Here is a 23,955-nt window from a genome sequence, read left to right as displayed (position 1 = left end):
AGCGCTCGTTTTTAACAAGTGCTAAGTACAATAGTTAACGGTGCTTTTATTTGAATAAATGTTTATTGATAACGGTGAGGTGAACAAAATCGCCATTAACAAAAGATATATGCATCTGTTTAGCGTTTAACTGTAACGTCTTTTTACCATAACAAATAAGCAGCACTTTGTTAACGACTAGATGGTGTTGAATCGTGGCACAATCGTAACCACGACAATGCTTTAGCAGTTAAAATTCAACGTTTACCGGACAAGGTGTGCCCATATCTTTTAACTTTGACTACGACGACCGCTCCGAAAGACGTGGCTATCATCATAAAAGCTCGAATTAGCATTTTCTGCCCAATAGTGTGGCACACCCAAAATGGGCAATGGCGACAGTTTGCGCGGGGACACATCTGGCTCTGATAATAGCGCATCCATATAATCGGCCACTTTTTGATCCAAATGATTGATACGCTCAGATAGAGATAGGGCAAAAAATTCTTGCGTGACATTTATCACGATACTATGGGCGCATAATGCTTTGCGTGGGTACAGTAGCTTTTCTAACAGTGCATGACCAAAAATATAAACTGCTGCTTGAGCTTGTTTATTAAGTTGCTTTGGCTCGTCCCATTTGTCACGCGGTGCAACCAAACTTTCCTGCCAATTAAAATCAATCAACGCCTTACCGATACTAGACTCAGCGGTGACCAATATCGCGCCATTTTCATCAAAGACGGTAATGGTATCGCGGACACGGCCGCGACTGGCGCCAATACCTTGCTCCTTAATCTCAAGCATATGATAATAATTCAGCAGGGCTTTAGTCTTGGGAAAGGTGAGCCAAATACTACCGTTAAATAAATCATGCAAATTATCACGGGTCGGAATATTACCGGTAGTGCCGATAAAGCGCTCGTACGCTTCGCCTTCTGGCAGCGCCTTTTGTGAAACGAATTGTAAGGTTTGGGCTTGATTGTTTAGCGCAGGTTTGGTTTGCGGTAATGGCTGTTGTAAATCATCAGCATGCTTCTGTAATGCGCTATTCAAAACCTTAGCGATGATATCAGGCGTCTGTTCGAGTTTATCTGTCTGAGCAGGGTCATTTTTTAAGCCGCTTAGCGGTGTAATGGACTTACTTATATAGCCTAACTGGTTTAAGTGATATAGCCATGGCGCTTGCCAGTCAATAGCAGCAAAGCTGTCATCAAGCTTGCTGGCGCATGCAAATGGTTTATTAATAGATGCATCAGAAGTAGCATTTCGATAAGGCTTGGCAGGTAAATCGGTGGCGGTCATGTTCATTATCTCTATTAGACGACTGGCGTGGCTATGGTATCATGGAGCGCTTTTTTACGGCTAGACAAGCCGCTCGAAATACAGATTTCGCGCGCTATTTATTGATGAGTTTTTATGGCAAATTTTAACACCCACTTAAATGTTGCATTTATGGCAAGTGGTACGATGAGTCTTGCGGTTTATAAAGCAGGCTTGATTGATGATTCAGGGTTTTTGATGTGCGTGGCACTCGGCACTATCGGTGGGCTGCTGCCTGATTTGGATTCTGATAACTCGACGCCGATTAAGCTTGGGTTTAATATTACCTCGTTTATTTTTGCCTTTGGTCTGGTCATGCATTGGCGCAGTGAGCTGAGTTTACTGGCGCTGATAGCTTTATGGCTGGCGGGCTACGGCTTTATGCGTTATGTGGTATTCTCTATTTTTACCAACATGACCGTACATCGTGGCGTCATACATTCGGTGCCCTATATGGCGATAATGGGGCTTGGAATGACCTACGTCAGCTACGATATTTTAAACTTACCGTTGACGGTTAGTTGGTTTTATGGCTTATTTTTATTCGGCGGCGCCATGGTACATTTGGCATTGGATGAGCTATATAGTGTGAATTTGTCCAATATGAAAATGAAGCGCTCATCGGGTACAGCGATGAAGTTTTATCAGCATAAAGATAAATGGTGGTATCTGCTGCTGTACGTCATCCTTGCACTCTTGGTCTATTTTGCGCCGCCATTTGCTGAGTTTTGGCAGCAGCTGCGTGACCCCGAACCTTGGGCAAAGCTTAAACTTGGTCTATGGCCAGAATTGATAAAAAACTGGCTCAATTGAAAGCTATAGTACCGTTAAAAAATGAATAATAATTCGAGTAAATAATGCCAATTTCCCTACCAATTTGTCCTTGCCAAGTTAACCCAATCTCAGAAGCTATTGGCGCACCGCTACTTTATCAAGATTGCTGTCAGCCTTATCATGACGGGCTTTTAAATAACGAAGCTGATAAAATTGACGGCGTAAAGCCAGACTCTGCTGAACGTCTTATGCGGTCGCGCTATAGCGCCTTTGTCTTGATTAAACCAGAATACATCGTCAAGACTACGCTACCCGCGCAGCAAAACTTGCTAGAAATAAAGGCTATTGAGAGTTGGGCAAAAGAGACGAACTGGGCAGGATTAGAAATTGTCACGCACATGCCAAAGCTAGGTAAACGCCATGCGCAAGTTGAGTTTAAAGCTTACTTCAAGACGCCTGAAGGATTACAAGCGCATCATGAGCTATCTGCCTTTGTAAAAGTAATAGACAAAGCGAACAACGATGCGCGTTGGTATTTCCTCGACCCGACTGTTTCTATGTCCGTTACACAAAAACAGCCCTGTATTTGTGGCTCGGGTGAGAAATTTAAGCGCTGTTGTGGGCGATTTATTTAGCTTTTTATATGCCATACTCATTATATATAGCTTTTAGAAAGTCTTTTTTACCACCATAGCTAGGATGCCTTGCTTTCTTTAATTCCATATTTAAATCAAGTTGCTCAACTGAATTATAGGCATCATTACCTATAGCTAAAATTTTTCTAGGCTTTAAAATTCCTATCAGTTCTAATAGAATGTTTTTACCAACCAAATTCTCTACTCTATTGTGACATCTATTTGTCAAATGCTGATTTTCTATATATGGATGAAACGGAAATATATTCCAAAGAAATATATTTTCTTGTATATCTTGTAGCTTACTCCAAATGACAGTTGCCGTCTGTTCTTTAATAGGGTTCTCTATATTAGAAAACGGATTATCTAATATACTCCACCTTTTGAGATGATTATTAACATTTAAATCATCCGTAAAAGCCAAGCCTGTTCTTCTACCTCCTTTATGACCTAAGTCTCGTCCCAACCAAATTGTATCAACCCCTTTTTTTTCAGCTGCTTGTAACATATCTTTCAATACTTTAAGTCTGTATTTTGGACTATTAATATTATCATAATGATTGCAAACATCTTGGTACGGGTTAAACACATTGTCAGCACTATATTTTTGCATCATTTCTAAAAACTTTGGAATCGACATAGCTTTCACTCAATTATTATGTAGTTAAAATAGCTTTGGGGTACCTAAACACTCGCTCCAACCGCGCGTGCTACCGCAATGCCTTCCTCAATGGTTAAAAACTTACGCTGACTTGGGCTGTCTTTATAAATGACATCACCATCTTGGAATATCAGGCATTCATTGACTGCCAACTGTTGCCATTTTTCATTTTCAGTCAATGGCACGGTGACCAATATCGTAACTTTATCGCTGTCGGTAGTCACATCACCAAAGTTAATGGCCAAATCATCATCAGCAAGCTTTGCTTCGCCAAACGGTGCTTTACGCGTGAGATAAAACAATAAACTGCCCGCATACGCCAATTGCCATTGACCATTTGATATCAGGCAATTAAACAAACCATTAGCAGAAAGGTAGCGACATTGGGTGGTTAAAAAATTAAACAGCGTTTGATCATCTGGGCGGGTTTTAAAGCTGCTTTTCAGACGATTAACGAGATAACAAAACGCCATTTCAGAATCGGTATTACCGACTGGCTGGCAATGTGAGGCATTGCCATTGTCTTGCAGGCGCTGACAGCGTTTGATAAATTCGCTATTCATCTGTCCGTTATGGGCAAAAACCCACTGCTCGCCCCAGACTTCGCGGACGAAAGGATGGGTATTGGCCAAGCAATTCTGCCCTTGGGTCGCTTTACGAATGTGGGCGATGACGTTCATGGCTTTAATCGGATAATTATTCACCAAATCAGCCACGGGCGATAGATGGCTCGGATGATTGTCATGAAACAGTCGCAAACCAGTCGAAGCATTGGCGGTTTTATCATTATTGGTACATTCACTGCGCTCAAAAAACGCAATACCAAAGCCATCTTCATGACTGTCGGTCATGCCGCCGCGACGACGAAAGCCTGCAAAACTAAAACCAATATCAGTTGGGGTATTACAGTTCATTCCTAAGAGTTGACACATTTATACTTCACCGCCGTTATTGTCTTTTGCAGAATTTAAAGTAGGGTTTAGAGTAGCTTCTGACATTTCATCAAACATCTCATAAGGCGTTGCCCCATCGGTATCGATATTCGCCAAAATACGCTGCGCATGCGCCAAATCTGTATCTTGTATCCACAGCACAATCCCAGAATTCATACCGGGCATGGCACTCAGCGGTTGCAGTGACACCGTAATGCCGTTGTTACGCAGCAGATTGGCATGCAGCTCGCCTTGCATATTGGTATCGTAGCGTGCCAGTTTGTGCCAGTTATCAACTTGATCGGTCATGGTAAATTCCTTTTAAACAGTTAAATATCTTGTTAATACAGATGAACTTAATAGAAGTCAAAACCTGATGACCAGTTAATTTGATTTAACGGATAAGCATCAATATGGAAACCGTTTGGGTACTCTTTAAAACCGGGTTGTGATTTTAATTGGTTGATAGCGGCTTGCGCTTGTTGCTCAGTCGCAAATACGCCGATTAATTTAAAGTCTTCGACATCGTTGTTTTTATCATCGTCTTTACAGCGTGCGTGTTCAAGCACGAATACCGTATTTTGTTCTTTTTCAACATGTGACCAATGATAAGCCGCTAAGCGTTTCATCAGGTCAGGGTTTTTGACCATGATATTATCGCCAGTGCGACCTTCGGTACGGTTATAGTGGATAACGTTTAAACGCAATAGCCAAAAAATCACCGCCGCTTTGGCTAGCATCACTGGTAAGGCGCGTTTTTCATCCTCGCCAAGCTGACGTTTGGATTCATAGCCTTGCAAAAATGCTGCCATTTTACTGCGGTCAAAATTGACGGTTTCGCCCTGCTCAGCATCGCCCCACGTTGTGCAAAAATCATTAATGGTAATGGCAATATCCATCACATAATGCTCGACGCTGACTTCGGTAAAGTCCAATAATCCCGTTAAGCGCGCTGCGCCTTTTTGGCTATTACTTAACGATAAGTCCCATAAGGTATTATCGGCGAACATGTCTAAATGGCATAAGCCTCTTGGCAACGTCGCAAGCGGCAAATCTGAGTAAGCGCGCCAAATATCGCTCATGAGTTTGGCTTCGTCACCGGGCATAAACTGCATTTCACGGTCGCGTACTTCCGCCCATGGGTATAAAGGTACGCCATATTCTTCCGCAGGTTGCAGTGCTTGCAAAGTCTCATGCAGCATGGCCAAAGCGGCGCCAATCTCATAACACATCGCTTGTGTGGTTTGCTGTGGATGCGCGCCTGCCAAACAAGGCACTAGGGTAATCGCTTTATTATCATAGCGTATGACATAGCCTTTTTCTGCGCTATCAGCGCCTAAATCAAGCAATGCTAATGGCGCAGCGACTGGCAATTTACCATCCAGTTGATTAAGGATAACCGCCATTTTTTCGATGTCTTCTGGTGGACGCTCTTCAAATAAAGTAAATACATAAGAGTGCGCGCCATCTACATCGTCAGTCGTCTGAATAAACCAGTTAGAGTTTTTGATACCTTGGGTAATCGGAATGGCACGCGCAAATGACACGCCAAAACGCTGGCAAAAAGCGGCAAACTGGTCATCGGTTAACTGGGTATAGACGGACATGACATCTCACTTATGGCAATTAAAAGAAGGTAAATAGGATAAATATCGACGGTAATGACAGTGATTGTACCGCGCATGAGCAAACTTTGGTTAAAAGCATAATAATCTTGCGAAAAGCTGCCTGATATGGCGGTGATTTTGCTAGACTAGTGCGTAAAAGAATGAATTGATTATAAGGCGAAAACCCCTATGTTAGCAAAGCGTATCATCCCTTGTTTGGACGTTGATAATGGACGCGTGGTCAAAGGCGTACAGTTTGTCGATATCAAAGACGCCGGCGACCCCGTTGAAGTCGCCAAGCGCTATAACGAGCAAGGCGCCGATGAGATTACTTTTTTAGACATTACCGCGACCAATGATGAGCGCGACACCACTTATCATACCGTTGAGCGTATGGCTGAAACCGTGTTTGTACCACTAACAGTTGGTGGCGGTGTGCGTAAAATCGCTGATATTCGTAATTTGCTCAATGCAGGCGCGGATAAAGTGGCAATCAATTCTGCGGCGGTATTTACCCCTGAGTTCGTTGGGGAGGCGGCACAGAAATTTGGTAATCAATGTATCGTCGTGGCTATCGATGCCAAACGCGTTGAAGATATTGAAGTTGATGGCATCATCATGCCGCGTTGGGAGATTTTCACCCACGGTGGTCGTAAGCCAACCGGTATTGATGCCGTGGCTTGGGCAAGTAAAATGGCTGCTCTCGGCGCTGGCGAATTATTGGTCACCTCAATGGATGGTGACGGTACCAAAAAAGGCTATGATTTGGCTCTAATGCAGCAAATAACCAGCCGCGTGAATGTGCCCGTCATTGCTTCGGGCGGCGTTGGTAACTTGCAACATTTGGCCGAAGGCGTATTAGAAGGCGGCGTCGATGCCGTACTTGCGGCCAGCATTTTTCACTTTGGCGAATATACCGTGCAAGAGGCCAAAGCATATATGGCCGCGCAAGGCATACAGATGCGTCTTTAAGATTGCTAAAATATCAATGCCTATGCAAAAAATGGTATCATAGCGCTACTTATTTATTTTTTTCAGTTAACTATTGAAAACAATCGAGATTTTACATAAAAATTTTGTTTTAAACGCTACTTACCCAAAGGATTTTCTTATGTCAAATTTACAACAGCAGCGCAATGATATTACCCATATCGATGGCAATTTACATCAAAATGAAGATGCCCGCATTGGTATCGTCGTCGGTCGTTTTAACGGTTTTGTCGTTGAGTCATTGGTAGATGGCGCAATCGATGCCCTACTTCGCCATGGCGTTTTGGGTAGCAACATTACCGTGATTCGCGTGCCGGGTGCTTTTGAGTTGCCACTCGTTGCTCAGCGCGCCGCTGAGTCTGATCGCTTTGATGCCATCATTGCTCTAGGTGCGATTATCCGTGGTAGCACGCCGCATTTTGACTTTGTCGCTAGCGAATCTGCCAAAGGTTTAAGCAGCGTTGCAATTGATTATAATATCCCTGTTGCCAACGGTGTATTGACCACTGACAGCATCGAGCAAGCGATTGAGCGCTCTGGTACCAAAGCCGGTAATAAAGGCTCAGAAGCAGCGATGGTTGTGCTTGAGATGCTAGCGGTTCTATCACAGTTAGACATTGCTGATGACTATGATAATAATGATGACGCATAATTAAATCTTCATTTTATAAAGCTTTATTCGTTATTTAATTGGCGCTGCGACTGATGTCACTTTTGATATAGACCGCAGCGCCAATATGATAGTACAAAGTACTATAAACAGTTCTATAAAGCACCGTTTTAATATCTGACTGTCACAGCCTGCCAGTCGTCTACTATTTAACAACTTTTATACTATTTCTTACAACTTGCTGTCTTTGCCAAGCTTGTTATTTGCGCCAAGATAGTTGTTTAAAATAATAGTTATTTAAAATTTAGGTATTGACCCCCTATGACTGACCAACTCAAGCGCGCCATTAGCGCTGCAAAAACCGCCCAAGCCAATGATGCACAAGCTGAAGCTACTCGTATCGCGAGCAGCAGCGCGGGTGAGCAAACCTTTGATATGAGTGAAACGACTTATAAGACTAGCCACACTGCTGTGCGTAAGGCTCGTCGCTTTGCGATGCAAGGCCTATATGAGTGGTTGGTTACCGATCGCCGTTTTGATATCGATGGCAAGCTTGGCTGGAAGGACAATGCGCCGCATGATATCGCTGCCCGTACGCGCGCGACCAATGCCATGCATACCGTTCATATCGGCTACTATCATGAAATGATGCGCGATATTCCAGAGCAGATTGACGCTCTCGATGCGCTAATCAGTCAGCACCTTGATCGTGACATCGACAAACTCGATACCGTCGAACATGCCATTTTATTGATTGGGGCGTATGAGCTACAAAACCGCTTAGAGATTCCGTATAAAGTCGTGCTTGATGAAGCGATGAAGCTAAACAATCATTTCGGCGCTACTGACGCGCATAAATTGATTAATGCCGTCCTTGATAAAATGGCGATTGAATTGCGCGCGCTTGAAGTCGAAGCCGACAGCAAAGCCAATCTACGCACCTCACAAAAAGCGGCGACTCAAGCAAATACTAAGCAGACTGAAGCTCAATCTACTGCTGTTGAAGAAGCTAGCGAAAGCACTGCTGAATCTGATGTCGATAGTACGTCTACCGCCTCAAACAAACCGCGTATCAGTGCCAATAATGCCAGTGTTAAACGCAATAGCGCGAGTAAAGCTCTAGCAAATATTATGGACTATAAGATCAATAAGAAAAACGACGCCGCAAAAAATGAAACGCCAAATAATATCGTTAATGACAAATCTGCAGAAGAAAGCGCTGTAGAAGAAAACTCTTTAGAAAAAAATGGGGCTACTAATGGGGTTAGCAAAGATGAGAATAGTGACGCAGCTGACGTAGGCTTACATGATTCAAACCTTGTTACTCCTAATGAAAACAATAAAGACTAGCCATGAACGAATTTGAGCTGATTGAGCGTATATTTGCGCAAATACAAGCTGCACCGTCATTGTCCAGCACTGCCGAAGCACACAATATCGAAAAAGGCATTGGTGATGATGCGGCGGTAATGAGCTTGCCTGCAGGTGCACACTTGGTTAGCTGTATTGATACCCTCGTTCAAGGGCGGCACTTTAGCGCTGATTGGAATGACGTAAACGAATTAGCCTTTCAAATCGGCTATAAAGCGGTCGCAGTGAATGTCTCAGACATTGCTGCGATGGGCGCAACGCCGCATAGTATTCTATTGGCCTTGGCCTTACCTGAGCATTTGGCGAATGAGCAATGGCTGACTGAATTTGCCAAAGGTTTATTTCACGCCTGCCAGCTATTTAGTGTCACGCTTATTGGCGGTGATACCACGCGCAGTGATAGATTAGTGCTTAGTGTCAGCGCGCAAGGATTACTGGCTGCAAACATTCCGGCTGTCTACCGCTCAGGCGCGCAAGTCGGCGATAAAATCTATGTCTCAGGGTCGCTTGGCGATGCTGCTTATGCGCTACAGCATCCTAATACTGCTATCGGTATTGAGCTTGCCCATCGGTTGCATATGCCAACGCCGCGTATTGCCTTAGGGGCAGCAGTGGCAACAATTGGCGCAACTTCGATGATAGATATCTCTGATGGTCTGTATCAAGACCTTGGGCATATCTGTGAGCAAAGCGCCGTTGGTATGCGCATTCACCTTGAGCAGCTGCCTACCAGTAAAGCATTATCAAGCGTTGGTCTATCTGAACGCTTATTATGTCAGTTGGCGGGCGGCGATGATTATGAGCTGGCTTTTACCTTGCCTGCCCATATCGAGCCACCGATTGATAATAATAGCGACACGCCTGTGACCTGTATCGGTGAAGTCATAGCCGTAAATAAGGCAGATGCTGCTAAAAATGTACGACCCGAGATTTTTTATCAAGGACAGCCAGTCACACCGACGCATCCCGCCCCATTTCCTACTTGGCCCAATCTGACGGGTTACCAACATTTTGCAGGTTAACCCATGATTGATCACAACCTATCTAAGCCTGATATCCGACAAGCCAATGATTGCCCGCCTCTACCCGCCAATGCCAGCGCGTTTGATCGTTTGGTTTATTGGCTTGGTATCGGTCTAGGTAGCGGTCTGCCGCGCCGTGCACCCGGCACTTGGGGTACGGTTGGCGCTTTAATCGTTGCGATACCATTATTAAGCCTAGGCTTTGTGCCGTTTTTGATGATTACTATTTTAGCTTGCTTACTTGGTAATGCGATATGCGGTCGTACCTCAGAGCTGATGGGCGGTCACGATAATCCGCACATCGTTTGGGATGAGTGGGCTGGTATGTGGCTTACCCTACTGCCGCTGTCTTATATGGGTATCGCTAACGGCAGTTTTTGGCAAAATATCATCCAAATACCTACTATCGTAGCGATTATTATCGCCTTTATATTATTTCGCTTTTTTGACATTATTAAGCCGCCGCCGATTGGCTGGGCAGATAAAAAAGTCGCGGGCGGTCTGGGTATTATGCTCGACGATATTATTGCGGGAGTGATGGCGGCAGCCGTTTGGGTGATTATTTATACCTTTATCTTCTCTTTTAGCTTTTAATCTTAAGTTTGTCCTTTAAACCTCAAATAAATGTTTTTACCATAAATAATTCTACTTTATCGCCTTTTATATCGCTCACCTATTTAGCGGTTAGATTTTCTGAACGCCTGCTGTTTAATTTATATCTATAGACAGCTAATGTCATAATCAGTTTACAAAGATGTCACGACATAGCGTTTTAGTTAAGTCGTAATTTGCGTTATAATTCAGAATTATATTTTGTTACATTTGTAGGCTCTTTTTTAGGAATACTATGACAGCTCCTCTTTCAGTAATTATCCTCGCGGCTGGTAAAGGCACGCGTATGCAATCAGCCAAGCCAAAAGTGCTACAGACACTGGCTGGCAAGTCATTATTGGGTCATGTGCTTGATACTTGTCATCAATTGACCGTTGATGACACCATTATTGTCCATGGTTTTGGCGGCGAGCAAGTGCAAGCAGACATTAATGAGCAATATGCTCATTTGCCGATTACGTGGATTGCCCAGACTGAGCAGTTAGGTACGGGCCATGCAGTAAAAGTCACCCTATCTGAGTTACCAAAAGAAGGCCAAAGTCTGATTTTATATGGTGATGTGCCATTGGTCAGCTGCCAGACGTTAACAGCTTTAAAATCTGCCAATACTGATGGTATGTCGATGTTGACGCTAACAGTAGACAACCCATTTGGTCTTGGTCGTATCAAACGCGATAAAGAGGGCAATATTGAAGCCATCGTTGAGCAAAAAGATGCCAACGCCGATGAACAAAAGATCCAAGAGATTAATAGCGGTATTTACTGCGTTGATAATGCATTATTGCATAAATATCTACCGAAGCTGTCTAACGACAATGCGCAGCAAGAATACTATCTCACCGATATTGTTAAGATGGCGGTTGCTGAAGGGATTAATATTGTCGCCATCGAGCCTGAACATAGCTTTGAGATTGAAGGCGTCAATAACCGCCAACAGCTTGCCAGCTTGGAGCGTACGTGGCAAGGTAAGTTGGTTGCTGACCTGCAAGAAGCTGGCGTCCAGTTTGCCGATCCGACGCGCGTTGATATTCGTGGCAGCTTGATCGCAGGCCAAGATGTATTCGTCGATGTGGGCGTTGTGTTTGAGGGTGATTGTGTCTTAGGTGACAACGTTTATATCGAAGCTGGCTGTGTGATTAAAAATGCGCACATTGGCAATGCCTGTCACCTAAAGCCGTACTGCGTCATTGACAGTGCGCACATTGGAAACGGCGTCGATATTGGACCTTTCGCCCATTTGCGCCCTGATACTATTTTGTCTAATAACAGTAAAGTAGGTAATTTTGTCGAGATTAAAAAATCGATTATCGGTCAAGGTAGCAAGGTCAATCATTTAAGTTATGTGGGTGATGCGACGGTTGGAACAAATGTCAATATCGGTGCGGGCGTGATTACCTGTAATTACGACGGCGTCAATAAATCGCAAACCATCATCGAAGACAATGCCTTTATCGGCTCTAACGCCAGCTTGGTTGCGCCAGTTACCATTGGTGATACCGCTACGGTTGCGGCAGGCTCAGTGATTACCAAAAACGTCGATGATAGCGCCTTAGCCTTTGGCCGTGCGCGCCAAACACAAAAAAATGACTTTCAGCGTCCAACTAAAAAATAAAGGCGGCGCTGATAGTTGACTCGATAAAATGATGGTAAAACCACTAAAGCAGTACGACAATAATTTGTGGTGCTGCTTATTTATATTTACAGATTAATGATTATCCATGTGTTGGCAACTTTCAAAATCACATGGTATGAGAACATAAAATTTAAGGAATAATTATGTGTGGAATCGTTGGAGCAGTTGCTGAGCGGAATATTGCCAATATCTTACTTGAAGGCCTTAAACGCCTAGAATACCGTGGTTATGACTCTGCTGGTCTGACTGTTATCCGTAATGGCGAGCTACATCGCGAGCGCCAAGTGGGCAAAGTACAAGCGTTGGTCGATGCCGTCGCCGTCAATCCTGAATTTTTCGACGGTCATATCGGTATTGCACATACGCGCTGGGCCACGCATGGCGAACCTGCACAGCGTAACGCCCATCCACATGTATCTGGCAAAATCGCCGTGGTACACAATGGTATCGTTGAGAACTATGCTGAGCTAAAAGAAGAGCTGATTGCTAAAGGCTACGAGTTTACCTCGCAAACTGATACCGAAGTCGTCGCTCATCTAATCAATGATATCTACAAAAATAAGCCTGATTTACTAGAAGCGGTACGCGCAGTTATTCCGTTATTACATGGCGCGTTTGCCCTTGGCATTGTGCATATTGATTGCCCAGACGAGCTGATTACCGTCCGTTTAGGGTCGCCTTTGGTCATCGGTGTAGGTATCGGTGAGAACTTTATTGCCTCTGATCAATTGGCGCTTTTGCCTGTGACCAATCGCTTTATGTACCTAGAAGAAGGCGATATCGCCAAATTAACCCGTAATAGTATTGAAGTTTATGCAGACGGCGTAAAAGTAAAACGCCAGATACACGAGATTGATGCCGCCCAGCATAATGCTGATAAAGGCGAGTTCAAACATTATATGCTCAAAGAAATCTATGAGCAGCCAGATGCGGTTGCCCGTACGATTGAGATGGCGTTAGACTTTGATGAGCCGTCTAAGCTGCGTGATGACTTTTTGCAGCGTCATGAAGCGCAGTTAAAAGGTATCAAGAATGTTCAAGTCATCGCTTGTGGCACCAGTTATCATTCAGGTTTGGTCGCAAAATATTGGTTTGAGAGCCTGATTCGCGTGCCGTGTTCGGTTGAAGTGGCTAGTGAGTTCCGCTACCGCAATCCAGTGGTCGTCGATGACACCTTGGTCATTTGCATCTCGCAATCAGGCGAAACCGCGGATACCTTATCGGCGCTACGCGATATCCAAAAACATACGCCAGCAGGCCTCGTCAGCTTGGCTTTATGTAATGTACCGACCTCATCTTTGGTACGTGAAACCGATATCTTTTTACCAACGCTTGCCGGCCCTGAGATTGGCGTTGCTTCTACCAAAGCCTTTACCACTCAGCTTGCCGCGTTGATGTTACTGGTATTAAAAGTGGGTGTTGTACAAACGCGTATGACAGGTGAAAAATTAACCACCTTGCTGGGCAAATTACAAGCGCTACGCGGGCAACTACATGCCAGCTTACAACTCGATGCGCCTATCAAAGTCATGAGTGAGCACTTTGAATATAAGAAAAGCTGCTTATTCTTAGGTCGCGGTTTACAATTCCCAATCGCCTTAGAAGGCGCATTGAAGCTAAAAGAAATCTCTTATATTCACGCAGAAGGCTATGCCGCCGGTGAGCTAAAACACGGCCCATTAGCGTTGGTCGATAAAGACATGCCTATCGTGGTACTTGCGCCAAAAGACAGTATGTTTGATAAGCTAAAAGCAAACATGCAAGAAGTACATGCGCGTCATGGTGAGCTGTTTGTATTTGCTAGTGAAGAAAGTAAGATGGTCGCAGAAGATAGAATGCACGTGGTTTATGTCCCTGAGGTTTGCGAGACGCTTGCTCCTATCGTTTATAGCGTACCGGTGCAGTTGTTGTCGTATCATGTCGCGGTGATGCGTGGTACGGATGTCGATCAGCCTAGAAATTTGGCCAAAAGCGTAACAGTCGAGTAGGATAAGTATTTGATTCTAAAGGCTTTTTTAGCTTAATATTGTATAACACTAAATGCTTTGCTGTCTAGTACCATATAGATAGCAAAGCATTTTTTTATAATGGACATAAAAAATTTCAACAATTTGGATATATTTCAGTATAAATATTATATGCAGCAGCAAAGTAACCCAGAGTTGATTATGTCCCTATTTCAATTTCAGAGTCAGCCTTATTTAGGTTGTCGCAAATGTCTTTTGTGACCTCAAAACTAGCCACCTTACTATCATCTAAATCGTAATAACTATACTGATAATCAAATCCCTTATTTATCCCTTGCATAACTTCTGCTTCTGCACAGGCTAACTTAGTATGTTCATTACGCATTGCCGTTTCAAGCTCTTTTCTTTTAGAAACATTATAATCAGATATCTTTAGCCGATAACCGAAAGTAACCGTTGTTCCATCAAAATCAATCTTTTCTAACGTAGTGACTTCATCAATTACGCTTGGCAGCTCTCTTTTTAATGTATCAATATTATGATACATCTCCTGTACATCGCGCTCGTGATTGCTAGCTGTGGTAACCTTTTCATCACGAGCTAAAACCGAATTATCATTCGAACAGGCAATGACTGTGAGAAAAGATAAAAGTAGAATCAATGCTTTAAGTTTATTGAACATAATTATCTTTGTTGAACCTAATTAGCCAAAATAATATGATTAGGGCGCATCCTCATTCTAAATGAAAACACGCCCTATTATACAAACATGAATAATTAAACCAGCCCTTTATACAGAAAATAAAATCCCACCACCGTTAATAATACCGCAAAGCATTTTTTTAATAGTTCTGGCGATAGTATATGAGCGACTTTTGCGCCTAATTTTGCGGTAAAAAAGCTCATAATACTAATGCCTAAAAAGGCATAAATATGTACAAAGCCAATGGTATTAGGCACATCGACTTGCTGCTGCATGCCAAAAAACATAAACCCTAATGCACCGGCTATAGCAATCGGCAACCCGCACGCCGCTGAAGTCCCAACCGCTTTTTGCATCACCACATTATAACGCGTGAGATAAGGCACGGTTAAGCTGCCACCGCCAATACCAAAGATAGCAGAAGCGACACCAATAACCCCGCCTGCTGCTAATTGCTTAGGTTTTGAGGGTAGTACTGGATTGGCGTAGTTGGCGCTACTGACATCATTAGCGCCACTAGAATGATTAGCAACAGGTTTTTTACCGGCAAAAAACATCTTATAAGCAACCCACAGTAAAAAAACCCCAACAATCAGCTGAAGATACAACCCAGATATCTGCCCTGCGATTCCCGCGCCTAAGAAACAACCTAGCGCTAAACCTGGTGCCAGATTTTTAAACACCGGCCACATCACAGCGCCTTTTTTATTGTGTGCCATAAGCGAGCTGATAGAGGTGACAATAATAGTCGCCAATGACGTCCCTAATGCTAAATGCATAATGCTGTCAGGGCTGTAATCCATTTGGGTAAAAACGACAAACAATAAAGGCACAATAATCGTGCCACCGCCCACACCAAAAAGCCCGGCAGCAAATCCTGCTAGCGCGCCTATTATTAAAAAAATGAGTATTTCCACAGGATAGTTACTTCTCAGTTAGCTATAGTTTTAGTTAAATAACAAGGGCTTTAAAAGTAGGTTAAACGATTTCTGTTTGACCCACTTGATGGTACGAGCGATTGAAATACACCAAACTTTCATCGCTCACACCTTGTTTGATAGCGACCACGCGGCACATAAAAATACTGTGTGTACCGACTTGTTGAATGTCATCAATTTCACAATCAAAACTGACCAGCGCATCCTCTAAAACAGGGGCACCTGTGGTTAATGTCGTCCAAGCACCGTGACAAAAACGCTCTTCTGAGCATAGTTTGGAGGCAAAGGCATTAGATATGGGTTCGTGCTGCGTACCTAAGACATTGACACTTAACGTTTTGTTTTCAAGAAAATGTTCGTGTGAGCGCGAGCTCTGATTCATACAGACAAGCAAGGTTGGCGGTGTATCGGTCACGCTACAGACCGCCGAGGCGGTAAACCCATGACAGCCAGAGTCACCTTTTGTGGTGATCACATTGACCGCTGTCGGTAATAGAGACATGGCATCTCTAAAATCAGTTGCTTCAATCATGACTTAACTCCTAAATTTTAATCTTTAAGTACTTTAATCTTTAAGTACATTGATAACTGAGGTCACTCATGGGTTTAAACAAGGTAAGCTTTGTTAAGAAATGCTAAACGCTAAGCTCTTTACGTACAATAGCTGCACCTGCGCTCAAGGCTTGTAATTTGCCGCGTGCAACTTGGCGAGATAACGGTGCCATGCCGCAGTTGGTCGAAGGATAAAGCTTATCTGCATCGACAAATTGCAGCGCTTTACGTAACGTATCTGCTACTTCTTCCGGTGTTTCGATATTATTGGTTGCCACATCAATGGCGCCGACCATTACCTTTTTACCGCGAATCAGTTCAATCAAATCCATCGGTACATGCGAGTTTTGACACTCCAGCGAGACAATATCGATATTTGACTGCTGCAATTTTGGAAAGGCTTGCTCATATTGACGCCACTCTGTCCCTAAAGTTTTTTTCCAATCGGTATTGGCTTTGATACCGTAGCCGTAGCAAATATGCACCGCCGTCTCACACTTTAACCCTTCGATAGCACGCTCTAAAGTGGCAATACCCCAGTCGTTAACATCATCAAAAAACACGTTAAACGCTGGTTCATCGAATTGAATGATGTCCACACCAGCCGCTTCTAAATCTTTCGCTTCTTGATTTAAAATTTTGGCAAATTCCCAAGCCAGTTTTTCACGGCTTTTATAATGACCATCATATAAGGTATCAATCATCGTCATTGGGCCGGGCAACGCCCATTTGATAGGTTGATCGGTTTGCGAGCGTAAAAATTTGGCATCGTCAACAAACACAGCTTTTTGACGACTTACGCTACCCACAACTGACGGAACACTTGCCTCATAACGATTGCGAATTTTAACCGTTTCACGCTTTTCGAAATCGACACCATCAAGATGTTCAATAAAGGTAGTCACAAAATGCTGACGTGTCTGCTCGCCATCACTGACAATATCAATCCCTGCCTGCAATTGCTCTTGTAATGACACCCGTAGCGCATCTTGTTTGGCTTCGAGCAGTTGCTCGCCCTCTAAAGCCCAAGGTGACCAAATTTTTTCCGGTTCAGCTAGCCAAGACGGTTTTGGCAAGCTGCCAGCGGTTGAGGTTGGTAATAATCTTTGTGTCGGTAATAACTTTTGTGTTGGTAATAGCAGTGTCATAACATTTGTCTTCTTATTTTTTGGTGTTCTCATTTCGGCTAGATTGATAGTATTTAAATTGAACGTATCTAGGTTGAAAATAGTTAGGCAGCGTACTCTTTATCCGCACATGCTTCTGCCGCGTGCTCATTCACCTCATAGCTTGCCGCCCATTCTTCAAGAATCGCTTGGTAAGGCTTGATAAACTGCTCTTGCGTAAACTTACCTTGCTTCACTGCCATCTGGCTACGCTCTTCACGGTCATAAACGATTTGCGTCAGTGAATAATCTTGATATTTTAAACTGGGCTGATATACCTGTCCCGCCGTCGAGTTGGCATTATAGATTTCAGGACGATAAATCTTTTGGAAAGTTTCCATAGTTGCAATCGCACTGATGAGCTCAAGGTCAGTGTAATCAGTCAATAAGTCACCAGCAAAATAAAACGCTAAAGGTGCGACACTACCGGCCGGCATAAAATAGCGCACGGTTAAGCCCATTTTATGAAAATAATCGTCAGTTAAAGAATATTCGTCTTGTCGGTATTCAACCCCTAACACCGGATGCTGGTTAATCGTACGATGATAGGTCTTACTGGTTGATACACTCAGGCAAATGACCGGCTGTTTGGTAAAGTTGGCTTGATAGGCTTCTGAATTCAATAAATACTGAAACAGTTTGCCATGTAAGTCACCAAAATCTGCCGGCGGTGGCGATGACGGGTTTTTATCGAAATGCTCTAATAGGACAACGCTAAAGTCATAATCGCGTACATAAGAGGAAAAGCTATTACCAATCATACCGTCGATACGGGTATTGTCTTTATGGTCGACGATCGTGGTTTTTAGCGTTTCGATGACCGGAAAAGTATCGCCATTACCTTCAATATCTAAATCTGCTGAAATAATATCAACTTCAACAGAGTAACGGTCGGCGGTTGGGTTATCCCAATGCGCCAAAGCGTTAAAACGATTATTAATCATTCTTAGTGTTTTACGCAGATTTTCTTCACGCTGCTCACCGCGCGCCAAATTGGCAAAGTTCGTGGTCAGACGCGTGCTATCTGCCGGATGATAGTTTTCATCAAAACGAATGCTCGAGATCGAATATGTAAATTGTTTACTCATGATAATCCGCTACCCTATTCTCATTGTGTGAGATAAAACCAAATTTGTATATGAGATAAATCATACCCGAACGCGATCATGAATAAAAATGATACTATTTAAATCTAAGATGAGTTAAATTCATGATAATAGAATTGTGTCATGAGAAAATGACTGAAAAGCGGGGATTTTGAAGGAGGATTTTACGGGAGGTGAGACTTATAAAGCATTGAAAGAATCTTAGAGGATTGAAGAGAATAATGGAGCAGGTTTAGCAACTGATTCGCATTTTACTATCGTAAATTAAAGTCGAATATCATGTAGAATTCGAACTACAAGTGACAAAGAAGATGGCAAAAGTATGAGACTGAATGTTTTCATATACTATATTAACTAAATTCAGAAGCAGATAATGTTATAGGTAATTATTCACCTTTTAATGCTTGTACAGGTTCAACTTTAGCAGCACTGTATGCCGGATATAGAGTAGATAATAAAACGACAACTAAAGAAAATATCAAGATAAGCAGTATATCTATGAGTTTAATTTTGGAAGGTAATGACTCCACAAAGTAATTATCAAAAAGCCCTAAATCAAAAGTGACATTGATCCAAGCTGATACACTAGGAATAATAAGCGAAAGACCAATACCTAAGGCTAAACCAATAATTACCCCCAATACGCCAATAACAGCCCCCTGAACGATAAATATACGGGAAATCAGACTTGATGACGCGCCAAAAGTTTTTAATATCGCCACATCAGCTCTTTTTTCTGTAACGCTCATGACTAATGTTGAAATAACATTAAATGCGGCAACTAAAATGATGAGAAACAGAAGTAACGACATCATTGTTTTTTGCATACGGATTGAGGTGTATAAACTACCATGAGTTTGTGTCCAGTCTCCACTAGAAAATCTAAGACTCTTTTCGACACCTTCGAGCGTAGAAGCGTGACTAGAGACACTAGCTAATGCTTGCTTAGCTGAGTTCTGAGAAGTGAAAACATCTTTTAAATTTAGACGAACACCAGTTGCACCATGATTTAAACCTACCGCATCGGAAGCATCATCCATGGCGATATAACTCATCCATTTATCTATCTCTTGACTGACATGAAAGACGCCCGTCAGCGTATAAGTATGAAAGCTAGGTGTCATACCGACTGTAGAATTAGAAGGTTTAGAGATTATAATACCGACTTCATCACCGAGCTTTAAAGCATACTTATCAACGACATATTTGCCTAAGATAATGCTGTTAGCACCAGAATCTAAACTGTCAAAATCGCCTGCTACCATACTTTGTTCAAGAATAGATACGTTCGCATGAGAAGTTGGCTCAATGCCATTTATGATGGTGCTATTGACTTCTCCATTTAAAGACAACATACCTCGAGCCTGCACAAAAGGCGCCGTGGCTATGACATTGCTGTCATTATTTTCTATCACTTGCGCAAACGGCTTCCAGTCATCTAAAGGAAAGGACGAGTAAACGGCAGCTTGTGGCACCATTCCTAATATTTTTTTAGATAGCGCTTCTTCAAAGCCATTTAAGACTGACGTCACCACAATTAAAGCAGCAACGCCAAGTATTAAACCTGCCATAGAAACTGATGATATAAAAGATAAAAACTTATTAGCATTTTCTGAACGAGTGAAGCGCAATCCTATAAAAATGGGTAGCGAACGGCGCATAAGTTAATATCTCTTATATCTATTAATAGCAAAAATCAGAACGCTTTGGTCAATTCGACTGATACGTCGTTCTTATCATATTCTTCAAAAGGTGAATTACTGGTTACTTTACTATAGTTCCAACTTAATCTTGGTGTCAGTCCTAAGAAAGAAAAACCTCTATTCCAAGCTGTAATACCAGCTGTATACTCTTTGTTCTCACGCTGAATGCCGAAGAAATCTTCCCCATCGTAATTACGTTCAGCATAACCAAGATCTAATCTTGTAGTATAACCTTTTGGCCACGTTTGTCCCCAGCCTACTCTAACACCTGGACGATCGTACGCTAATGAATCATCTTCAGAATCGCGAGTAGAATAATCTACCCCAAATGTCCAGAATTGTTGGCCATTTGGAAAGTAAATAGCGGTATTAGCTAATAACCAATCTTCACCGTCATTATAATCATACTTATCAATATAATCTGATTTCGCATAACGCGCCAGAGCTTGATAACGTACTTTTGGACTAATCCATTGATTAACACTCGCCCTTATACCTGTAGTATCTGCGTAACTACTTAATTCACCATCACCACTTTTCCCTTGAGCATACCAACGTTTGTTATAAAATGGTACTAACTCTACTTCAGTAGTCGCATTCTGATAACCTACTCCAACACCGACACCTGCCGTAATGTCATTATAGTCTTTATTATCCCAATAATACTTGCCATAGCTATTCAGATGTAAAGCGGTATACATTTTATTATCATAAAGCCACTTTCTATCACCAGAGACACTAAAGTCCAAACCTTTACCCGTTTCTCTAGGAGAAGTATAAGTAAGGACTGAACCATCTTCTCTAACTATACTTGTACCAGGCTTTGGTGAGTTAGTAATATTACTATCATTTAGGTAAGAAACTGAAGCATTAAAGCTCCAACGATCTTGTGAACTGATAGCGTCCAAGTATTTATTGATTACCTTAACATCGGCATCTGTAGTAGCATCACCACGCAACCTTTCAAATTCAGATTGAGCAGCATCAAACTGGCGATTGTAGAATAACGCCATAGCAAGCTGAAATCTTAATACTTTGACTTCGGGTAATTGAGCATTGATTTTGCGATAAATACTAACCGCTTCATCTAGATTGCCTTTTTTTGCTTCAATAATTGCAGTACCCCATTCTACAACTGAGGGATCGTAATTAGGTACTTGCTTATAATACGGCAATAGCTCTTCTAAAGAATCAGCGTTAGCTTGTTTTAGTAAATTACCTAACAAATTTTCAAACTCATCTGGGTGGGCTTTTAGGTAAATAATGGTTTCTTCTTTACTCATTTTTGGGCCGCCATCCTCTGAAGGTAGCTCAGTAGAAAGCCGCTCAAAATCGTCAGGACGCACTTCGCCAATTTCTTTATTAATAGATTCTATTGAATTGTCTTGAGGAGATAAAGGAGCTTCAGCAGCTTGAGTGTTTATAGAAATACACCCTATCACTAAAGCCAAAGTGCTGGTAACACTAGAGTGTCGGAAATATTGCATAAATGCTCCAATTGGTAATTTGTCAATCCTTAGATACACAAACGACCACGCTAGGTGGTCGTTTGTTTGTTAGCTAATGTATAACAAATTAACTATTACTCAGTTTGGTTAGCATTACCGTCTTCTGGATTAATGGTTGGTGCTACTACTTGGTTAGCGCCAAATACACCGCCCCATGCTGCATCACCATACTTTGTTTCAACAGAGTTTACAGAACCACCGAACTCTTGCGCTTGGTTACCGTAGAAGCTACCTTTAAAGGCACCTTTATCTTTGTCACCATAGGCTAATTGTGATTCACCTTTAGCAGTGTTACCAAAGATCTGACCATTGAAGTTTACAAGTTTATCTTGTTTAAAGACGTTAGCACCTTCAGCTGGAGTAACTTCCCAAACGTTAAAGATGTTACCTTCTACAGTTCTGTTACCCATATCAACCGTAGCTTGTACGAAGTTACCTTTACCTGCTACAGGCTTATCAGTACCACCGAATGAGTTACTATCTGGGTCACCTAGGTTGCCGTGATATGCATTGTCGATACCATACATTAGTGCATGGCCAGCATATTCAACTTTACCGCCTTTGGCTTGTAAAGCATCCATCTGAGCAACAGTAGTCTCACCGGTACCACGGTAGAAATATGTATCTACAGTACCGTTTCCTGCTTTAACCGGATTTCTTTCGTCTACAAGTACAGACTGATAGTACTTAGTACCTGCAGTAAGTTCAGAATCTGCTAGTTTATCGATGCTAGAAGTTACACGACCATACTGTACGTTGTTAAGCTTGGTAGTTTCAAACTTATTACGTGTTCCATTTTGTGCAGGAGTTAAGTCTAGGCCGGTAATATCTAGGTTACCGTTTGCATCAGCTTTACCTAAGAAACGAGCACTGTTTTTGTCAGCAGCATTGTTAAGGTCAACAGATTTGTTACCGAAGATACGCGTGCTTAGAGTTGAACCATCAGCAATAGCAGTTTGCATACCAGTTACTCTGTCTTCTTGACCAGTTACTGCAAACTGATTAGTAGCACCGATTTTATCGATACTAACCAAGCCATTAGTCGTAAAGTTACCACTCTCAACATTGATACCGTTAGCAGCATTAGTTACTTGTAGTGAAGTAGTTTCAGCTTCTGTTTTGTCAGAGAAACCATCAACTGATTTACCAACATAACGTAATAATGATTCTTTTACGCCTAGACGTTCAACTGTCTCACGACCAACAACAATGTTGTCCATCTTTTCGTTTTGGAGGGTTTTACTGTTTAGTACAGTAGCGTTACCACTGTTAGCATTATCAGGGTTTAATTCACGGTCAAATTTTGCAGTTTCGCCGCGAACGTATTGCTGACCACCAACAGTTGGTACATTAGCTTGTGGATCAGTTGCTGCTTCACCAACGTTGTCTTCTGGATCACCTACAACAGGTGGCTCTTCTGGAGTTGGAGTTGGTTCAGGCGTAGGCTCTGGAGTTGGTTCAGGCGTAGGCTCTGGAGTTGGTTCAGGCGTAGGCTCTGGAGTTGGAGCTGGTGTTGGAGTCGGTGTAGGAGTGTTATTGTAGCTATTATCGCTATCGCTACCACAACCAGTTAGAGCCGTTGCTGCAAAAACAGCACTCAGAGCTACTGCTAAATACTTTTGTTTCATGTTCATATCCTTGTATCAATGTAAGAACTACTCAGGTGTAGACAATATAGTGTGTTTCGCTATCAACTACAGCTCGTAGCAAGAGATCAGCTTAACGGTCAGATTACCAAACCGTATCCTTTATGTCAACGTAAAATTCTATAGTGCAATAGTCAGACTATAACATTATAGCATTGTCATTTTCAGTAAAATTGATACGGGTACAATAAAGCAATATTTAATGAAATTCAATACTTTTATCGACCTAAAAGAAATATTTTTACAAAAGTTCATTTTATTTATAGTGTAAATTCAAGGTTTTATAAAATATTGGATATTTATAGCGCTGTGGAAGAAAAAACACTCTTTTATAATATTATATGAAATTTATTGAATATTTATTAATATTATAATAAGGCTACTTAAACAAAACCAATACTTAGATATCTTGATTTATATATTTAATGCAAACCCTATTAAACCCCACTCTCAACTTCGAAAGTGATTGAAAAAAGAAGAGCACCTCACTAATCTATTGTTTTCGACCAAGAATACA

Annotated in this window: 22 protein-coding genes; 9 read left to right on the top strand and 13 right to left on the bottom strand. The window is 42.3% G+C overall.

Annotated features, from left to right (window positions below; genetic code table 11):
- Positions 1–270: 270 nt before the first annotated feature.
- A complete protein-coding gene (locus FOR85_RS07875; protein ID WP_144297468.1) occupies positions 271–1,284 on the bottom strand; it encodes a DUF3025 domain-containing protein in 1,014 nt (337 codons plus the stop codon).
- A gap of 114 nt (positions 1,285–1,398) precedes the next feature.
- Here FOR85_RS07875 and FOR85_RS07870 point away from each other — a divergent pair, with 114 nt between their 5' ends.
- Both FOR85_RS07870 and FOR85_RS07865 read left to right on the top strand, forming a co-directional pair.
- On the top strand, positions 1,399–2,115 hold the full coding sequence (locus FOR85_RS07870; RefSeq protein WP_144297467.1) for a metal-dependent hydrolase: 717 nt from the start codon (positions 1,399–1,401) through the stop codon (positions 2,113–2,115).
- A gap of 44 nt (positions 2,116–2,159) precedes the next feature.
- Positions 2,160–2,711: a YchJ family protein gene (locus FOR85_RS07865; protein WP_144297466.1), complete on the top strand. Its 552-nt coding sequence runs from the start codon at positions 2,160–2,162 to the stop codon at positions 2,709–2,711.
- A 4-nt stretch (positions 2,712–2,715) separates the two neighbouring features.
- On the opposite strand, the gene FOR85_RS07860 is transcribed toward FOR85_RS07865, so the two are convergent.
- From FOR85_RS07860 to FOR85_RS07845, 4 genes are read right to left on the bottom strand one after another with little or no spacing between them, the layout of a single operon-like run.
- Positions 2,716–3,351 carry a uracil-DNA glycosylase gene (locus FOR85_RS07860; RefSeq protein WP_144297465.1) on the bottom strand — a complete coding sequence of 212 codons (636 nt, stop codon included), beginning with the start codon at positions 3,349–3,351 and terminating at the stop codon, positions 2,716–2,718.
- 44 nt (positions 3,352–3,395) lie between these two features.
- Entirely contained in the window at positions 3,396–4,304 is a 909-nt protein-coding gene (locus FOR85_RS07855) for a class II glutamine amidotransferase (protein ID WP_144297464.1), read from the bottom strand.
- Positions 4,305–4,613, bottom strand: a complete 309-nt coding sequence (locus FOR85_RS07850) for a hypothetical protein (RefSeq protein WP_223808572.1) — start codon at positions 4,611–4,613, stop codon at positions 4,305–4,307.
- 47 nt (positions 4,614–4,660) lie between these two features.
- Positions 4,661–5,911 (bottom strand): homoserine kinase, encoded by a 1,251-nt coding sequence (locus FOR85_RS07845; RefSeq protein ID WP_144297463.1) that lies wholly within the window; start codon positions 5,909–5,911, stop codon positions 4,661–4,663.
- A 189-nt stretch (positions 5,912–6,100) separates the two neighbouring features.
- Here FOR85_RS07845 and hisF point away from each other — a divergent pair, with 189 nt between their 5' ends.
- From hisF to glmS, 7 genes are all read left to right on the top strand, one after another.
- Positions 6,101–6,883 carry an imidazole glycerol phosphate synthase subunit HisF gene (gene hisF, locus FOR85_RS07840; RefSeq protein ID WP_144297462.1) on the top strand — a complete coding sequence of 261 codons (783 nt, stop codon included), beginning with the start codon at positions 6,101–6,103 and terminating at the stop codon, positions 6,881–6,883.
- Positions 6,884–7,022: 139 nt separating this feature from the next.
- A complete protein-coding gene (ribE, locus tag FOR85_RS07835; RefSeq protein ID WP_102077446.1) occupies positions 7,023–7,553 on the top strand; it encodes a 6,7-dimethyl-8-ribityllumazine synthase in 531 nt (176 codons plus the stop codon).
- Positions 7,554–7,832: 279 nt separating this feature from the next.
- Positions 7,833–8,861 (top strand): transcription antitermination factor NusB, encoded by a 1,029-nt coding sequence (gene nusB, locus FOR85_RS07830; RefSeq protein WP_144297461.1) that lies wholly within the window; start codon positions 7,833–7,835, stop codon positions 8,859–8,861.
- A 2-nt stretch (positions 8,862–8,863) separates the two neighbouring features.
- On the top strand, positions 8,864–9,904 hold the full coding sequence (gene thiL / locus FOR85_RS07825; RefSeq protein ID WP_144297460.1) for a thiamine-phosphate kinase: 1,041 nt from the start codon (positions 8,864–8,866) through the stop codon (positions 9,902–9,904).
- A 3-nt stretch (positions 9,905–9,907) separates the two neighbouring features.
- A complete protein-coding gene (locus FOR85_RS07820; protein ID WP_144297459.1) occupies positions 9,908–10,498 on the top strand; it encodes a phosphatidylglycerophosphatase A in 591 nt (196 codons plus the stop codon).
- Between the two features lie 253 nt (positions 10,499–10,751).
- The gene (gene glmU / locus FOR85_RS07815; RefSeq protein WP_144297458.1) at positions 10,752–12,128 is read left to right on the top strand and encodes a bifunctional UDP-N-acetylglucosamine diphosphorylase/glucosamine-1-phosphate N-acetyltransferase GlmU; all 1,377 of its coding nucleotides are present in this window, start codon (positions 10,752–10,754) and stop codon (positions 12,126–12,128) included.
- 164 nt (positions 12,129–12,292) lie between these two features.
- The gene (gene glmS / locus FOR85_RS07810) at positions 12,293–14,137 is read left to right on the top strand and encodes a glutamine--fructose-6-phosphate transaminase (isomerizing) (protein WP_144297457.1); all 1,845 of its coding nucleotides are present in this window, start codon (positions 12,293–12,295) and stop codon (positions 14,135–14,137) included.
- Positions 14,138–14,315: 178 nt separating this feature from the next.
- Here glmS and FOR85_RS07805 read toward each other — a convergent pair whose 3' ends face one another.
- The 8 genes from FOR85_RS07805 to FOR85_RS12645 all read right to left on the bottom strand — a co-directional run bounded on the left by FOR85_RS07805 (position 14,316) and on the right by FOR85_RS12645 (position 23,420).
- Positions 14,316–14,798 (bottom strand): hypothetical protein, encoded by a 483-nt coding sequence (locus FOR85_RS07805; RefSeq protein WP_144297456.1) that lies wholly within the window; start codon positions 14,796–14,798, stop codon positions 14,316–14,318.
- Positions 14,799–14,893: 95 nt separating this feature from the next.
- Positions 14,894–15,736: a sulfite exporter TauE/SafE family protein gene (locus FOR85_RS07800; RefSeq protein WP_144297455.1), complete on the bottom strand. Its 843-nt coding sequence runs from the start codon at positions 15,734–15,736 to the stop codon at positions 14,894–14,896.
- Positions 15,737–15,797: 61 nt separating this feature from the next.
- Positions 15,798–16,289: a flavin reductase gene (locus FOR85_RS07795; protein ID WP_068406101.1), complete on the bottom strand. Its 492-nt coding sequence runs from the start codon at positions 16,287–16,289 to the stop codon at positions 15,798–15,800.
- Positions 16,290–16,392: 103 nt separating this feature from the next.
- Positions 16,393–17,457 carry a methionine synthase gene (locus FOR85_RS07790; RefSeq protein WP_144297454.1) on the bottom strand — a complete coding sequence of 355 codons (1,065 nt, stop codon included), beginning with the start codon at positions 17,455–17,457 and terminating at the stop codon, positions 16,393–16,395.
- Positions 17,458–17,540: 83 nt separating this feature from the next.
- A complete protein-coding gene (locus tag FOR85_RS07785) occupies positions 17,541–18,563 on the bottom strand; it encodes a DUF1852 domain-containing protein (RefSeq protein ID WP_144297453.1) in 1,023 nt (340 codons plus the stop codon).
- Between the two features lie 404 nt (positions 18,564–18,967).
- The gene (locus FOR85_RS07780; protein ID WP_144297452.1) at positions 18,968–20,242 is read right to left on the bottom strand and encodes a lipoprotein-releasing ABC transporter permease subunit; all 1,275 of its coding nucleotides are present in this window, start codon (positions 20,240–20,242) and stop codon (positions 18,968–18,970) included.
- 35 nt (positions 20,243–20,277) lie between these two features.
- Positions 20,278–21,771, bottom strand: coding sequence for a surface lipoprotein assembly modifier (locus FOR85_RS07775; RefSeq protein ID WP_144297451.1), 1,494 nt, complete (start codon positions 21,769–21,771; stop codon positions 20,278–20,280).
- Between the two features lie 95 nt (positions 21,772–21,866).
- Positions 21,867–23,420 carry a transferrin-binding protein-like solute binding protein gene (locus tag FOR85_RS12645; protein WP_190295525.1) on the bottom strand — a complete coding sequence of 518 codons (1,554 nt, stop codon included), beginning with the start codon at positions 23,418–23,420 and terminating at the stop codon, positions 21,867–21,869.
- Between the last annotated feature and the right edge of the window lie 535 nt (positions 23,421–23,955).

Source organism: Psychrobacter sp. YGAH215 (assembly GCF_007280595.1).
Classification (GTDB): domain Bacteria; phylum Pseudomonadota; class Gammaproteobacteria; order Pseudomonadales; family Moraxellaceae; genus Psychrobacter; species Psychrobacter faecalis.
The sequence above is the reverse complement of the archived record's forward strand: the minus strand, read 5'-3'. Positions and strand labels throughout refer to the sequence as shown.

Excerpts from the sequence above, each read along its gene's own strand:
- FOR85_RS07875 (WP_144297468.1), bottom strand. The coding sequence starts at position 1,284 with ATGACCGCCACCGATTTACCTGCCAAGCCTTATCGAAATGCTACTTCT.
- FOR85_RS07870 (WP_144297467.1), top strand. The coding sequence starts at position 1,399 with ATGGCAAATTTTAACACCCACTTAAATGTTGCATTTATGGCAAGTGGT.
- FOR85_RS07865 (WP_144297466.1), top strand. The coding sequence starts at position 2,160 with ATGCCAATTTCCCTACCAATTTGTCCTTGCCAAGTTAACCCAATCTCA.
- FOR85_RS07860 (WP_144297465.1), bottom strand. The coding sequence starts at position 3,351 with ATGTCGATTCCAAAGTTTTTAGAAATGATGCAAAAATATAGTGCTGAC.
- FOR85_RS07855 (WP_144297464.1), bottom strand. The coding sequence starts at position 4,304 with ATGTGTCAACTCTTAGGAATGAACTGTAATACCCCAACTGATATTGGT.
- FOR85_RS07850 (WP_223808572.1), bottom strand. The coding sequence starts at position 4,613 with ATGACCGATCAAGTTGATAACTGGCACAAACTGGCACGCTACGATACC.
- FOR85_RS07845 (WP_144297463.1), bottom strand. The coding sequence starts at position 5,911 with ATGTCCGTCTATACCCAGTTAACCGATGACCAGTTTGCCGCTTTTTGC.
- hisF (WP_144297462.1), top strand. The coding sequence starts at position 6,101 with ATGTTAGCAAAGCGTATCATCCCTTGTTTGGACGTTGATAATGGACGC.
- ribE (WP_102077446.1), top strand. The coding sequence starts at position 7,023 with ATGTCAAATTTACAACAGCAGCGCAATGATATTACCCATATCGATGGC.
- nusB (WP_144297461.1), top strand. The coding sequence starts at position 7,833 with ATGACTGACCAACTCAAGCGCGCCATTAGCGCTGCAAAAACCGCCCAA.
- thiL (WP_144297460.1), top strand. The coding sequence starts at position 8,864 with ATGAACGAATTTGAGCTGATTGAGCGTATATTTGCGCAAATACAAGCT.
- FOR85_RS07820 (WP_144297459.1), top strand. The coding sequence starts at position 9,908 with ATGATTGATCACAACCTATCTAAGCCTGATATCCGACAAGCCAATGAT.
- glmU (WP_144297458.1), top strand. The coding sequence starts at position 10,752 with ATGACAGCTCCTCTTTCAGTAATTATCCTCGCGGCTGGTAAAGGCACG.
- glmS (WP_144297457.1), top strand. The coding sequence starts at position 12,293 with ATGTGTGGAATCGTTGGAGCAGTTGCTGAGCGGAATATTGCCAATATC.
- FOR85_RS07805 (WP_144297456.1), bottom strand. The coding sequence starts at position 14,798 with ATGTTCAATAAACTTAAAGCATTGATTCTACTTTTATCTTTTCTCACA.
- FOR85_RS07795 (WP_068406101.1), bottom strand. The coding sequence starts at position 16,289 with ATGATTGAAGCAACTGATTTTAGAGATGCCATGTCTCTATTACCGACA.
- FOR85_RS07790 (WP_144297454.1), bottom strand. The coding sequence starts at position 17,457 with ATGACACTGCTATTACCAACACAAAAGTTATTACCGACACAAAGATTA.
- FOR85_RS07785 (WP_144297453.1), bottom strand. The coding sequence starts at position 18,563 with ATGAGTAAACAATTTACATATTCGATCTCGAGCATTCGTTTTGATGAA.
- FOR85_RS07780 (WP_144297452.1), bottom strand. The coding sequence starts at position 20,242 with ATGCGCCGTTCGCTACCCATTTTTATAGGATTGCGCTTCACTCGTTCA.
- FOR85_RS07775 (WP_144297451.1), bottom strand. The coding sequence starts at position 21,771 with ATGCAATATTTCCGACACTCTAGTGTTACCAGCACTTTGGCTTTAGTG.
- FOR85_RS12645 (WP_190295525.1), bottom strand. The coding sequence starts at position 23,420 with ATGAAACAAAAGTATTTAGCAGTAGCTCTGAGTGCTGTTTTTGCAGCA.